This is a genomic window from Spirillospora sp. NPDC048911 (genome assembly GCF_043198015.1).
Classification (GTDB): domain Bacteria; phylum Actinomycetota; class Actinomycetes; order Streptosporangiales; family Streptosporangiaceae; genus Spirillospora.
Window position 1 is genome coordinate 233,473 of the sequence record NZ_JBICUD010000015.1, and the last position, 13,703, is coordinate 247,175.

Here is a 13,703-nt window from a genome sequence, read left to right on the forward strand (position 1 = left end):
CACGGAGTCACTCCGATGCGGGCTTGGACGGAATTGTGGCGTGGACCTCGAACCCGCCTTCGGGCCGGGGTCCGGCCTCCAGTTCACCATCGACCATCCGCGCCCGTGCACGCAGCCCCGACAGTCCACGCCCGCCCGCAGGGTCCGGCTTCCGCACGGCAGGCGCGGCCGCCGGGGAGGCGGCGGGCCCGTCGGTGGTCACCTTGATCTCGATGCGCTCCTCGCCGTGCCGGACCAGGACCCGGGTCGTCTGCCCGGCGGCGTACTTCATCGCGTTGGTAAGCGCCTCTTGCACCACCCGGTATGCGGCCAGCTCCACGTCCACGGACTGCGCTCGCCGCTCACCCTGCTCGCTGAACTCGACCGGCTGCCCCGACCTGCGGGCCTGTTCGACCAGGTCCCCGAGCCGTCCGAGGGTGGGTGCATGGTCCGCGCGCGCCGGGTCCGCGGACGCCGACTCGCCGGTCGCCTCCAGCACGCCGAGCAGGTATCGCAGCTCTGTCAGCGCCCGACGGCCGGTGTCGCTGACGGCCGAGAGTCCCTCGCCGACCTTGTCCGGTGCGGAGGCGAGCAGGAACTGTGCCGCGTCCGCCTGGACCACCATGGCCGTCACATGATGGGTGACCACGTCGTGCAGCTCGCTGGCGATTCGTGCCCGCTCTGCGGCCGTGGCCACTTCGGCGGCCAGCCGCCGCCGCTCCGCCTCTTCCACCCGCCGTGTGCGCACAGTGCTCCCCACCAGCCAGAACGCGGCCAAAGTCAGATAGAACGCGAGAAAGTCCGCGATACCCTGCGGTGAGCCGAGGCGGTGCAGGACGAGGGCCAGCACGGCATAGCACGCACTCACCACGCCCGCCAGGCCATGGCGGAAGCGGACCTGGTGGGCCCCAGCCGAGTACAGGGCCAGATACAGCCCCAGACTCGCGAACGTCGTCGCGAAGCCCAGCGCTTGGTGCGCGGCGAACGCGCCCGCGACGACGGCCAGACAGCCCGCGGGCCACCGCCGGCGGGCCGCCAGCGGCAGGGTCTGGGCCAGGATCAGCCCGACGCTCAGCGCGCTCGCCGGCCGCTCGGGCAGATCCCCGATCTGCCCTCCGATATTGGACAAGGTAGGCACGAAGGCCGACAGGGCCAGCACCAGGGCGAGGACGCCGTCCTTGAGGAAGGCGTCCCGCTCCTCCCACCAGTCGAGCGGCGCCCGGAGCAGCGCACGGCTCCAGGGCGCCTGAGGGGACATCACTACCGTTTCCTCCGGTCAGCCGGCCTGAGTGTGTCGTGCGGATCGACGGGGCAGCAGACGGCCGCCGCGGCGGGCGAGGACGAACATTCGGACGGCGAGCAGCACACCGATGACGACGGGCACCAGCGCCGCCTCCAGGCCGAAGCCACCGCCGGTCAGCACAGCGGAGCCATGCGCGTCGACGGTGAACAGGCCCTCGGAGGTGTGCCCGGAGACCGGGATGCCGAGCAACTGCTCGGAGGTGTTCCAGGCGAAGTGCAGACCCGCGACGAACCAGATGTTACGCCGCCACAGGAACGCGGCGCCGAGCATCACGCCCGCCTCCACCGCGATCGCCAGCGCACTCCACGCACTGGCTCCGGGAGCTCCCAGATGGGCGATGCCGAAGAACAGCCCGGTGATCACGATGGCGGTCCGGCTGCCCCACAGCTGCTCCAGAGCCTGCAGCGCAAGACCGCGGAACAACAGTTCCTCGGTGACCGCTGCGCCGATCTGCACCATGACCGCGGACCAGACGACCGCCATGAAGCCATGGCCCGCCCAGGAGAACGAGTAGCCCCCGAACGCCGTGATCAGCAAGGCGGACACCAGCACGAAGCCCAGGCCGATCGCGCCGCCCAGCAGCGCCTCCCGGCCGGCTCCCCGCCGGGCGATCTCCGGCGTCGAGCGTCGCGCGACACGGCGCATGACCAGCCAGTAGACGACCACCGCGGCCACCGCGCCCAGCACCGGAACCGGACCAGGGCCCGTGGCGGTCAGGCCCGAGACCAGGCCGACGCCGACCAGGCCCGTCAGCATCCAGCCGAGCGGAGAGCGGCCGATCCGGTCGAGACGACCGCCGCGAGCCTCGTGACCCTCGGGGCCCGTGTCCGGGCCGGGGCCTCCGGCGTGCCGTGCGGTGGACGTTGTACTCATCGTGGCCTCCCATGTAGCGGTCGCACAGGCTGCGACCTGACAGCCACGCTAGGAATCTGGCGCCGTCCGCGAATCACCCGCACATGGACAGCTCCTGTAGCTCTCGCGGGGGATGCGTCCCGAAAAGGGCCACCGGGTTCTACGTCGCCGGGAATGGCAGCGGCCTGAGTCTCCAAAATGTGGTGTCGAGGCAACCAGGCGGCTCGCCGTGCATGTAAGAGATGTGAACATCGACATAGTGGGCACTGTGGGAGATCCGCCTGCCGTGGACCCTCCCCCCGTGGATTCGGGGAGGACGCTTGCGACGCTCTTTCGTGAGCACCAGGCCGGACTCGTGTGCATGGCGTTGCTCATCGTCGGCGATCAGCCGACGGCCGAGGACGCCGTCCAGGACGCGTTCGCGGCGGTCCACCGCCGGATGGACCGGCTCGCCGACCATGCCCGGGTCCTTCCGTACATCCGGGCCGCTGTGGTGAACCAATGCCGGATGGTCCTCCGCCGCCGCAAGATCGCCCAACGTCTCGGCCGGACACACGAGCCGCCGGTCTGGTCGGCGGAGTCGGCCGCGATGCTCAGTGAGGATCGGCGTGAGGGGTTCCTGGCCCTGCGCGAACTGCCGCAACGCCAGCGTGAGGCGCTGGTGCTGCGCTACTACCTGGACCTCGACGAGGCGGAGATCGCCGAGGTCATGGGAGTCAGCCGCGGCACCGTCAAGTCAACGACGTCTCGAGGGATCGCCGCGCTCGCCAACAGACTCCGGGAGGGCTCATGATCCGCGCCGAAGACCGCTTCGCCGAAGACCGTCTCAAGGACGCGTTCAAGGGTGCTGTCGAGACCGTACGGACCGACGAGCTGCGCCCGCTCACCGCGTCCGCGCACAAGCGTCTGCCGGGCCGAGTCTGGGCGCCTGGGCTCGTGGCGGCCTGTGTCGTGCTCATCATGGTCGCCTGCATAGCGATCTTCGGGCGCCTGGGTGGGGTCGGAGCCGATCGCGCCGTACTCGGTGGCGCCCTACGGCACCTCATCGCCGTTGATTTCGACGGACGGGCGAGCGTGGTGGACGCGGCGACGGGCCGGATCGCCAGCGTCATCCCCGCGCGCAAGGGGGCTTACCGCGCGGTGGCCGGAACGGCCGAGTCGGGCACCTTCGTCCTGATGGCTGCGACATCGGACGACGCCGTTGTGCCCTACGTCGTGACCCTGAGCTCGGACGGCGTCGCGAGCCGTCCGAAGGAGATCCCGGGCGGCCCGGTCAGCCCGGCCAACATGGACCCGAACATGCGGGGATCTGCGGCGCTGAGCCCCGATGGTTCGACGCTCGCTCTCGCCGGAGTCCGCAACGGCACTGCCACGGTCACCACCGTCGATGTCAGGAGCGGCCGGCGTCGAGCATGGAGTGCGTCTCTCACCGCCGCTGCGGTGGACTCTCCGAGTGCGATCCGCAGTGTGGCCTGGTCCCCCGATAACCGCACGCTCGGCTTCGTCCTGGAGGACGGCAGCATGGACGGCAGGGAGGCCTCCGCCAGGCTCCGCCTGCTCGACACGAAACAGCAGGAGCGTGACCTGCTCGCCTCTCGCCCGCTGCGCCATTGGACGATCCGTCAGGGGCACCTGCGCAACGGGCGCATCGACCAGTTCCTCTTCAATCCCGATGGACGCACCCTCTCGGTGCTCCTCGAAGGCGCCGGGGTCCGCACCGACGACGCCGACTACCACCTCACCGGGCTGTCGATCCGGACGGGTGAGCCGATCGGCAAGGTCATCGATCTCCCGACCACCCTCGTCGTCAAGGCCGACGGGACGGGACGTCATTTTCTGGTTGTCGCCGACCGCGGGACCGGGCTGGCCCGCATCGACGGGGACAAGGTCTCCCCGATAGGCCGCGGCGCTGACCGTTCCTACGCAGACGCCGCCTGGTGACGCGCCTGCAGATCGATCCCGCTTCTATCTGACTCCCTAACGAACTCAGCCAGGCTGGGCGACCTCTCCGGCCGTCGGGTCACTTGAGGCTGCCATCCACGCATTCACTTCAGAGGGTGAGTCGTCCATGCTTCAGTTCAGACCGCGGTTTCTGTGTGGGGTGAACGGCGGCCTCGCCGCCGTCTTCCTCACTCTCTGCTGGACCGCCGCCGCTTGGTCGGTGCTGCACCGCCCCACCGTGGACCTGACTGGAGCCGTTCCTGCTCCTCGATGACTGGTCAGCCGCGCGTGTGCCCGAGGTGTACCCGAGCGTCCCGGTACCCCGAGGGATCAGGTGGGATGAGCCGGGACGCCAGCTCAGGGGCACCTACAAGGTGGTCGGTCAAGCGGGATCTGGCGCGACACCGGTTCGGCGGCTGGTTGATGGGGGTTCGCGCGCCCCGCTAACGGCGCCGGGACTCGGTGTGCCGTGGCCGTGTGGTCGGGAGAGTGCGGCCGCGGTGAGTGAAACGTCGACGCTGGTTTCTGGGCCTGCGGAAAATCGTTCGCCTGGCTTGGGCGGGCCGGTGCAGCATGGAGGGGCGGCGGCTTGGGAGGGCGTGTGGCTGGGCTAGGTGTGCGGGACGGCCAGTCGCCTCGGAAGCGAGCGGTGCTGCTGGCTCTGCGCTACTACCTCGATGTTCTGCGCCGCCAGCGGCGGATCTCGATTCCGGCGATGACTCTGCCGGCGCTCGGGAACGTCTGCCTGCTCTACCTGACGCCGTTGGTGGTGGCCGCTCTGGTCGGGCACCTGGCCGATGGTGGGCAGGGCGATTTCGCGACGATCCTTCCCTATGTCCTTGGCTTCGGCGGGCTGATGCTGGCGGGCGAGGTGCTGTGGCGGGTGGGGATCCACTTCCTCAACCGGACGGACGCCCGAGGCATCGAGTGGCTCGGCATCGTCGGGATGGACGAGTTGCTCGCCAAGGACTCCGCGTTCTTCCACGACAACTTCGCCGGTGCGCTGACCAAACGGATACTGAACTTCTCCAGCGGGTTCGAGCACTTCTCGGACACGCTCGCGTTCTCGATCATGGCGAACGTGATCCCGCTGTTCTTCGCCTCCGTGGTCTTGTGGCGCTATCACCCGCTTCTGGTCGTCGTGCTTGTCGGGCTGCTTGTCGTCACCGGTCTGCTCGTCGTTCCGTTCATCCGGCGGCGGCAGGTGATGGTGGACGAGCGCGAGGTCGCCAAGGTGCGGGTGTCGGGCCACGTCGCGGACGTGATGTCCAACATGGAGACGGTCCGCGCGTTCGCCGCCGAGGAGCGGGAGGCCGACGAGTTCCGGGATCGTGCGGCCGAACAGCGCCGGCTGTCGCTGCGTTCCTGGGACTACGCCAATCTCCGGGTCGACACCATTGTCGCTCCGATGTCGATCCTGACGAGTTCCCTGGGCCTGCTCGTCGCGGTGGCGCTGCGGGGCGGTCTTGGGGTCGAGGCCATCGTGGTGACGTTCTCCTATTACACGAACGCCACCCGGATCATGTTCGAGTTCAACCAGGTGTACCGGCGTATCGAGAGCACACTGACCGAGGCCGCGCAGTTCACCGAGTTGCTTCTGATGCCGCCGGCCGTTGTCGACACGCCCGACCCGCAGCCGTTGCGGCCGGCCGATGCGGCGGTTCGTTTCGAGCGGGTGTTCTTCGCGCATGGCGATGGGCCGCTGTTGTTCGACGGGCTGGAGCTGGAGATTCCCAGCGGCACGAAGATCGGTTTGGTCGGGCGGTCCGGGGGCGGCAAGACCACGCTCACCCGGTTGCTGCTGCGGCTGATGGATGTGGACGGGGGCCGGATTCTCGTCGGCGGCCAGGACATCTCTCGGCTGAGCCAGGCCGACCTGCGGAGTCTGATCGCGTATGTGCCGCAGGAACCCGCGATGTTCCACCGGTCCGTCCGCGACAACATCGCCTTCGCCAGGCCGGGCGCTACCGAAGCAGAGGTTCTCGAGGCCGCGCGGGCGGCACACGTCACCGAGTTCGTTGAAGGTCTCCCGGACGGCTTCGACACCTTGGTCGGCGAACGAGGCGTCAAGCTCTCCGGAGGGCAGCGTCAGCGGGTCGCGCTTGCCCGCGCCATCCTGAGGGACGCCCCGATTCTGCTGTTGGACGAGGCCACCAGCGCGCTGGACTCCGAGAGCGAGCTTCTCGTCCAAGAGGCTCTTTGGCGCCTGATGCGCGACCGCACCGCGCTCGTCGTCGCACACCGCTTGAGCACGGTCGTGCGGATGGATCGCCTGGTCGTTCTCGATCGGGGCCAGATCGTCGAACAGGGCTCGCACCGAGAGCTCCTCCAAGCCGAGGGCCCTTATGCCCGCTTGTGGCACCACCAGTCGGGCGGCTTTCTCACCGAGGAGTCCACCTCGGACGATCTCGACCGCCGCCCGGCGTGACGCTCGTTCCGGGGCGGCGGTGACCGATTGTTTGTGGTTCGGCGGCCGTGCGAGAAGATCGGCGGCATCTGCCACTTTCGGACCCTCAGGAGGACCCGTGGCCAGAGACAAGATCGCCGCACTTCGCGACTACCTCGTCGAGGTCGCCGGGGACTTCCCGGGCGCCGTCCGGGCGGAGGTCGTGGAGGACGAGACGGGCATGTTCAGCGTCGAGCTCGAAAGCGGCGAGGAGTTGTTCGTCGCCATCGCGGCCGTCGTCGCCTGACGGATGGGTCTCGGGCGCCCCGCAACGTGGTGGGGACCGCAGAGGCCCCGACCTCAGGGGGTCGGGGCCTCTGCCTGTCAGCGGTCGGGGTTCGTTACTAGCAGCGGCTCCCTCGGTTGATGCAGGAGACCGCGCGGTTCATGAGCCTGTTGGACATGACGTTGACGAAGTCGCCGTGGTCGGTGACCGGGTTGTGCAGCTGCTCGGGGAAGCTGTCCACGGCGTAGACACGGCCCTGGGCGACCTGCTGGCGGCTGAGGTTGATGTTGTAGGTGAGCTTCATCTGGAGGCGGGGGACCGCCCGCGTACCGGCGGGGCAGTTGCCGCGCTGGTCGGCGAAGGCGACGTGCGTCCTGTGGTTGGCGCTGTCGGTGTTCTTACCGTCCCAGCAGCTCGGGAAGTCCAGGATGCGCGTCACCCGGCTGCCGCGGGGGCAGAGCGGGTACTTGTCGGTCAGCCGCCGGTTCTCGAAGCCGGTGCAGGTCCAGGAGGCGCGGGCGTTGGCCGGGCCGTTGGTGGCGGCCTTGGCGTCGCCGGTGATGACGCGCATGAAGCGCGGCATCGCGGTCACCTTGCTCTTGGCGTTGCCCTGGAACTGGAGGGTGACCGAGGCGGGACGCTGGATGCGGCCGATGTTGCCGTCCGCGGCGCTCTGGTCGTTCTGCGGCGGGTCGTTGGGGCTGCGCAGCCGTACGACCGGCCAGAAGTAAGGCGACTTGTCGCCGTTGGAACAGGTGGTGCCTGCCGCGGCGAGGCTCTCATCGGTGGAGTTGCCGTCGGTGCTGAGGTTTCCGACGTAGTCGTGCTGGTGGTGCGCGCCGTTCGCCACGCCTGGCGCGACGATGAAGTTGTCGGAGTTGAAGTGTCCGTTCTCGTTGCGTCCACAGCGTGAGGTGAACGTGCCGCGCGATCCGCGAGATTGGGTGCGGGCCTGCTGGGCGTTGGGCCGAACTTGGCGGATGTCCACGAAGTCAGAGGCGACCGGGCGTTGCTGCCCCTGGTTGCCGTTTCCCTGGCCCGGATTGTTGTTCCCCTGACCGGGGTTGTTGTTCCCTTGGCCCGGATTGTTGTTGCCCTGGCCGGGGTTATTGCCCTGGCCACCGCCGTTCTGGCCACCGTTCTGGCCGCCGCCTTGGGCGCCGTCGTCAGCCACCGTGCAGGTGGCCAGGGCGTCCAGGCCGGCGGGACGCTGCGCCACGCGACCGATGGCCGTGGCGATGCGGTTGATTGCGGCAACACGCTTGTCCCGTAGCGGACCAAGGATCGCGTTCTGGACGAAGTTCGGACCGCCCTGGCCCACTGAGTTGGCCAGGCGTGTGTTCGCCTCTTGAATCTGCGTGTTGAGGGCCGCGAGGTTGCGGTCCACTTCAGCCTTGGCCTGCGCGGGTACTGCAGGAAGCTGGCTGGCCACGTCCGGGCAGTTGATGGTCTGCGCCCTGGCCGCGGACAGCGCGGGGACGCTCGCCTGGGCCGTTACCGGCCCGAAGCTCGCCGTGACGAGACAGCCCCCGGCGATCAGGGTGAGTGTGCGCGAAAAAGAGCGCGGTCGCCGTGCATAGCGCATGCGGCGCTCCCTCCTTTTTAAGGGTGTGAGGAAGTGCACCCGGCTCCGATCAAGTGGTACGCACCATCGGTCACTCTGGTTCAAGGCGATTTCAGAATTTCCGAAGCCCCACTCCGTCGTCACACTCGGCGACCGCACGGTGCTCGGATGGCGACACACGCTTAGTGGCCGCTCAGCCTTGGTTCAAGTGAGGCTTAAGAGGACGGGTCAGGGGCCTGGGGCGGTCTAATCTCAGCCGCGACGTCATCAACGTTGAGCGAGTGGCCCGCGCGGCCTCCATGTTCACCCGGCTTCCTACCGCGCGGGCCGCTCGCTCCTCTCCACCACAACTCGCGACGACGTTCGCCGCACATCGCACGACGTTCACTTCTCTCCGCTGTGAGAGGTCCAGAAGGTAGGTGATGAAGGAGGGGGCGATGCAGGAGAAGGCGGGGGACGGGAGCTGGCCGTTCACGCGTCGAACGTTCCGTTCGCGCGGCGAGCTGTCGATTCGTCCGTCGAACCGTTCGTTCATCGGTCCAACGGTCATTGACGCGTCGATGAGTGGTACGCGTCCATCGCCGCGCCCGTTCAACGCCGGTCCGCACCGAAGGAACATCCACGCCGACGGTTGAGTCCGCCGTGAGGTGAACCGAACGTCCGGGATCACCCGTATGACATCTCGACGGGCTCGCCCGAGCCGACGACCGCGCTTCCCGGACACCTCGCGGAGGATCGTGTGCAGGCAGGGAATACGGTCCCCAGCAACGAGACGTACGGTGGCGATTGGGACCAGCGCCAGACGGCCGTACGCCAAGCCCCCGATCTGCCCTGGCCTGTAGGCGGGGCAGGCGGCGGAGCCGAACGCGACTCCCGCTTCGACGACGGCCGGGAGGAGTTCAGGCCCCCGCCTCCCGACCCGGCCCTGGAACCGCAGCAGCGATTCCAAGCGCCGGCGACGAAGGTCGCCGGCAACAAGCTGCTGGTGGTCCTGCTGTTCTGGGGGATGCTGGCCACCAGCATCGCGCTGTGGGCCTTCGGCACACCGCGCAGCACGCTGAGCGGTACGCCCGAAATGGTCATCGCCGGTGGACGGGTCACGGGCCTGATCGCCGGGTACCTCCTTCTTGCGCAGGTGCTGATGATGAGCCGGGTCGCCTGGCTGGAGAACTGGGTCGGCGGCCATGACCTGATGCGCTGGCATCGCCAGGTGGGCATCTACCTGCTGCTGTCAGTACTGGCGCACGCCGGTTACATCACCGTCGGCTACTCCATGCTTGCCGACGTCACGTTCGTCGACCAGACGGTCACACTGTTCGAGACCGTTGACGGAATGGTCGGGGCGTACACCGCCACCGGCATCATGGTGGCCGTCAGCATGCTGGCGATCCGGGCCATCCGCCGCCGGATGCCATACGAGCTGTGGCACTGGCTGCACCTGACCACCTACGCGGTACTGATCCTGGGCTACGGTCACCAGTTCTCCCAAGGCACGGAGCTCTCCAAGGGGAGCTTCGCCCACTGGTACTGGCTGAGCCTGTACGCCCTAGTGATCGCCTGCCTCTTCTGGGGACGTCTGGTCGAGCCGCTCTGGCTGAACCTGCGGCACCGGTTCGAGGTCATCGACGTCGTCCCAGAATCCGAGACGATGTTCTCTGTCTACATCGGCGGACAGCGACTGGACCGGCTGGAGGCAGAGGCCGGGCAGTACTTCCGCTGGCGGTTCCTGACGAGCGGAGGCTGGTGGCAGTCCCATCCGTTCTCACTGTCGGCGAGCCCCAACGACCAGTGGCTGCGGTTGACCGTCAACGCGGTCGGAAGCCACACGAACGAGCTGCGAAACCTGCGTCCGAGCACCCGGGTCTGGGCCATCGGCCCGTCCGGGACGTTCACCGCCGGTCACCGCACCCGCCAGCGCGCGCTGCTGATCGCCGGCGGGAGCGGCATCGCACCGATCCGCGCCCTGCTGGAGGACCTCCCCAACGGCAGCGTGGTCATCTACCGGGCCTCCGACGCCGACGACATCGTCTTCCGCGACGAGCTGCGCAGCCTGGCGCAGCGGCGCGGGCACGACCTGCGCTACGTGCTGGGCTCCCGTCACGAACCCGGCCCGCGCGACCTCTTCACCCCCAAGGGACTCCGGGAACTGGTCCCGGACGTCCGTCACCGCGACGTGTACGTATGCGGCCCGCCCGGCCTGGTCGAGGCCGCGGTCGTGACCCTGCGCCGGCTGCGAGTGCGCCGCCGGCAGATCCACCTTGACCCGTTCGAGTTCTGAAACGAGGGACGTGATGCGTCGAACCACGGCGGCCATCGCCGGCACGCTGAGCGGGGCCGCCCTGCTCCTCGCCGCCAAGTACGGAGCGGACGCCGCGTCCGTGGAGACCGGACAGGTGGCGGGCGAGACAGGCGATCTCGGGGCTGCCTCGCCGGCCCCCGGTGCGGCCGGCAATGCCCCGGCCGGAAACGGTGCGGGAGGGAACGGCACGGCCGGAAACGGCGCGGCCGGCAACGGCGCAGCCGGGAACGGCACGGGCGGAAACGCTGCGGGCGGCGGCAATGGCGCGACCGGTAACGCTCCGTCTGGGAACACCCCGGCCAGAGCTGCCAACGGGATGAAGGACGGTGTGTTCCGGGGAGCGGCCGCGCGCAACCAATACGGGCCTGTCCAGGTCACGATTCGCGTGGCCGGCGGACGAATCACGGGTCTCACCGCGACCACCGCCACGTCCCCGGCCATGACGGCGCAGGTCAACGGACGAGCCATCCCGCTGCTCAGGCAATCGGCACTGACCGCTCAAAGCGCCCAGGTCGACGCCGTCTCGGGAGCGACCTTCACCACCGGCTCGTTCAGGACCTCCCTCCAGTCGGCGCTCGCCGCGGCAAGGGCCTGACCGTGCGACACGTCGAGAACGTCATGGGCACGGCGGTCAGCATCGAGATCACCGATCTGCTCCCCCGCCGTACCCTCGCCGAGCTGATCGACGACACCTGTGCCTGGTTGCACGAGGTGGACCGCCGCTTCAGCACCTACAAGGACGACAGCGAGGTCAACCAGATCGAACGGGGCGAACTGGCCGTCGACCGGTGCTCGACCGACATGCGCACCGTCCTGGACGCCTGCGCGGCGCTGCGACGCGAGACCGACGGCTACTTCGACGACCGAGCCGCCGGGAGGTTCGACCCGTCCGGCTACGTCAAGGGCTGGTCGGTCGAGGTCGCCTCAGCGCGCCTGGCGCAGGCGGGCTCTCTCAACCACTGCATCAACGCCGGCGGCGACATCCGAAGTCGCGGTTGCCCCGAACCCGGCCGGTCGTGGCGCTTCGGGATCCGCCACCCCTGGGAGCACGACAAGCTGGCCTGGGTGCTGACCGGGACCGACCTGGCGGTGGCTACTTCTGGCACCTACGAGCGCGGTCTGCACGTGTTCGACCCGCACTCAGGCGAACCGGTGCGGGCCCTCCGCTCAGTCACCGTCACCGGTCCCAACCTGGCCTTGGCTGACGCGTACGCGACTGCTGCCATGGCGATGGGATCGAAGGGCCTCCTGTGGCTTGCAGGCCTTTCCGCGTCCGGCTACCAATCCGCCGCCATAACCCGCGACGGCCACGCCTACACCTCCGACCAACTCCCCATCCTCAAGGAAACTCCCAGCCCCAAGGACGCCGCCAGTACTGAGGGCGTCCCCAAGCCCCAAGCCGCCGCCAGAACCTGACCTGCCGAAGCCGCCGGGACCGCGAGACGTGGCCTTGGCCGCAGGGACGTCGCCAGAGCCAAGTCGCGGACGCCGGCAGAGCCGCGCACGCCATCAGAGCCGCGGACGCCGGCAGAGCCGCGGACGTCGCTGGTATCTCGGGCGTCCGTGGGGGCGTTGTCAGGCGGTTGTCCATCGGGTGTCAGCGAGGGCCGCGATCGTCAGGGTCATCGAGAACGACAAAGACCCTGATGGGAGTGGACGTAATGATCACCTTCGCCGCTGTGATGCAGGTTCTCATCGCGTTGGCCTTCGTGAGCATCCCGCTGGTGCGCCAGCGCTACGGGGGGAGCGCGGCGGCGAACGCGGAGGCGGAGTTGGAGCGCCAGGGCGTTCCAGCCCGCGTCCTGAAGGAGAACAAGATCAACTTTGACGCGAGCGGGCACGAGACGTGGGCGCCTGTTTCGATCGCTTCGGTGATGATGGCGCTGGCGGTCCTCAACCTGGTGGGAAGCAACTGGGGAGAGGTTCTGTCCTGGGTCTTCATGCCGCTCGTCTTCTGCGGCAACCTCGTCATCCTCTACAGCCAGCTGACCGCCGTTGAGTCGGTGCAGGCCGCGTTCAAGCGCAAGGGCGACCCGATGCTCCAGCGCATCGATGTGCCGGCGCTGATCGAGGCGGCGGGAAAAGGCTTCCCCACCTGGGTGATGCCCGTCCTCCAGAACGTTCGGCACGCGGTGGCGCTCGGCGGCGCGGTCCTCGCGGTGGTCGCGTTGATCATGGCCTGACGAAGCGGGCGGCCCTCCCTCTCTGGTTTTCAGAGGGGAGGGCTTTTGAGTTGCGGGACGTCCGCGCAGGTCGTGCGTGGGGCTTGGAGGGAGAGAGGCGATTGTCAGGATCAAGTTACTCGCGAGTAGGGCATCCTGGTGCTCATGAAGTCGAAGCCCATGCTCGCCGTTGCCGGTGCCGTCGGCGGTACGGTCCTCGCCACCGCGGGCGTTGCCGCGTTCCTCCTGTCGGGTGACGACGGCGGCGGGACGTCGGCCAGGCCCGGCGCGAGCGCCCGCGCCTACGGCGACACAGGAGAGATCGCGGCGGCCCTTCGCGAGCGGAAAGCGACCGGTTGCCGAGTCGATCGAGTACGTGTCGAATGCCGGTTCGGCGGGCGTTATGTCGCGGGGACGGTCCTGGGCTCGGGCTCCGGCTCGGGACTGACCATGGACACGGCCCTGGAGAGCTGGAAGACCGGCATCGGGCAGAGCGCCCTCGGCGAGCAGGGCGCCTTCGCGATCCTGTACGGCCCGAACTGGCTCGTCACCGGCCCGGGCGCGCTCATCGACAAGGTCCGCCCGACGCTCGGCGGGCAGGTCCTCCACTGCGATCGTCCCTTCGGCACCTGCGCCTGAGGCTCGACCTCCGTGACTCGGGGTCACAGGGGTGTCCGGGTTAGGGCAGGTCGGGTGGGGACAGTGGTAGATCCGTCAGATCTGCGGGCTGTCCTGGACCGTGCCTGAATGTGCCGAGTGCCCGAGCCGTGCTGTCGCATCGTGGCAGAATGAGGCCTCGCGCCCCCGAGGGTTCGGTGGGGCGGGATGAGGGGCCTGTGTCCGCGGAGGCGCCGGTTGCCGTCACGCTCCGTGCTCACGATCCTTCCCGCCTGAGGTGGGGGCGGCTCCAGCAGACCACGGCCGACGCCGG

At 68.7% G+C, this 13,703-nt stretch carries 13 protein-coding genes; 10 read left to right on the forward strand and 3 right to left on the reverse strand.

Features of this window, described 5'->3' with window-relative positions; all coding sequences use genetic code 11:
- Nucleotides 1–7: 7 nt before the first annotated feature.
- Together ACGFNU_RS47130 and ACGFNU_RS47135 are read right to left on the reverse strand one after the other, a co-directional pair.
- On the reverse strand, nt 8–1,237 hold the full coding sequence (locus ACGFNU_RS47130) for a sensor histidine kinase (RefSeq protein ID WP_392603257.1): 1,230 nt from the start codon (nt 1,235–1,237) through the stop codon (nt 8–10).
- 18 nt (nt 1,238–1,255) lie between these two features.
- Complete coding sequence (locus ACGFNU_RS47135; protein WP_392603259.1) at nt 1,256–2,155, reverse strand: CPBP family intramembrane glutamic endopeptidase; 900 nt, start codon at nt 2,153–2,155, stop codon at nt 1,256–1,258.
- Nucleotides 2,156–2,435: 280 nt separating this feature from the next.
- On the opposite strand from ACGFNU_RS47135, the gene ACGFNU_RS47140 reads away from it, so the two are divergent.
- The 4 genes from ACGFNU_RS47140 (at nt 2,436) to ACGFNU_RS47155 (ending at nt 6,768) form a co-directional block, all read left to right on the forward strand.
- Complete coding sequence (locus ACGFNU_RS47140) at nt 2,436–2,927, forward strand: SigE family RNA polymerase sigma factor (protein ID WP_392603260.1); 492 nt, start codon at nt 2,436–2,438, stop codon at nt 2,925–2,927.
- Entirely contained in the window at nt 2,924–4,075 is a 1,152-nt protein-coding gene (locus tag ACGFNU_RS47145) for a hypothetical protein (RefSeq protein ID WP_392603261.1), read from the forward strand. The genes ACGFNU_RS47140 and ACGFNU_RS47145 overlap by 4 nt, the downstream gene beginning before the upstream one ends.
- Nucleotides 4,076–4,676: 601 nt before the next feature.
- Nucleotides 4,677–6,503, forward strand: a complete 1,827-nt coding sequence (locus ACGFNU_RS47150; RefSeq protein ID WP_392603262.1) for an ABC transporter ATP-binding protein — start codon at nt 4,677–4,679, stop codon at nt 6,501–6,503.
- Between the two features lie 97 nt (nt 6,504–6,600).
- Nucleotides 6,601–6,768 carry a hypothetical protein gene (locus tag ACGFNU_RS47155; RefSeq protein ID WP_392603263.1) on the forward strand — a complete coding sequence of 56 codons (168 nt, stop codon included), beginning with the start codon at nt 6,601–6,603 and terminating at the stop codon, nt 6,766–6,768.
- Between the two features lie 97 nt (nt 6,769–6,865).
- On the opposite strand, the gene ACGFNU_RS47160 is transcribed toward ACGFNU_RS47155, so the two are convergent.
- Nucleotides 6,866–8,371: a DUF1996 domain-containing protein gene (locus tag ACGFNU_RS47160; RefSeq protein ID WP_392603264.1), complete on the reverse strand. Its 1,506-nt coding sequence runs from the start codon at nt 8,369–8,371 to the stop codon at nt 6,866–6,868.
- Nucleotides 8,372–8,748: 377 nt separating this feature from the next.
- Here ACGFNU_RS47160 and ACGFNU_RS47165 point away from each other — a divergent pair, with 377 nt between their 5' ends.
- The 6 genes from ACGFNU_RS47165 to ACGFNU_RS47190 all read left to right on the forward strand — a co-directional run bounded on the left by ACGFNU_RS47165 (nt 8,749) and on the right by ACGFNU_RS47190 (nt 13,411).
- A complete protein-coding gene (locus ACGFNU_RS47165) occupies nt 8,749–8,946 on the forward strand; it encodes a hypothetical protein (RefSeq protein WP_392603266.1) in 198 nt (65 codons plus the stop codon).
- A 104-nt stretch (nt 8,947–9,050) separates the two neighbouring features.
- Nucleotides 9,051–10,589: a ferric reductase-like transmembrane domain-containing protein gene (locus ACGFNU_RS47170; RefSeq protein ID WP_392603268.1), complete on the forward strand. Its 1,539-nt coding sequence runs from the start codon at nt 9,051–9,053 to the stop codon at nt 10,587–10,589.
- A gap of 13 nt (nt 10,590–10,602) precedes the next feature.
- Entirely contained in the window at nt 10,603–11,205 is a 603-nt protein-coding gene (locus ACGFNU_RS47175) for an FMN-binding protein (protein ID WP_392603270.1), read from the forward strand.
- Between the two features lie 2 nt (nt 11,206–11,207).
- A complete protein-coding gene (locus tag ACGFNU_RS47180; protein WP_392603272.1) occupies nt 11,208–12,026 on the forward strand; it encodes an FAD:protein FMN transferase in 819 nt (272 codons plus the stop codon).
- A 245-nt stretch (nt 12,027–12,271) separates the two neighbouring features.
- Nucleotides 12,272–12,793, forward strand: coding sequence for a hypothetical protein (locus ACGFNU_RS47185; protein ID WP_392603274.1), 522 nt, complete (start codon nt 12,272–12,274; stop codon nt 12,791–12,793).
- Between the two features lie 144 nt (nt 12,794–12,937).
- Nucleotides 12,938–13,411, forward strand: a complete 474-nt coding sequence (locus ACGFNU_RS47190; RefSeq protein WP_392603276.1) for a hypothetical protein — start codon at nt 12,938–12,940, stop codon at nt 13,409–13,411.
- The last annotated feature ends 292 nt before the right edge of the window (nt 13,412–13,703 follow it).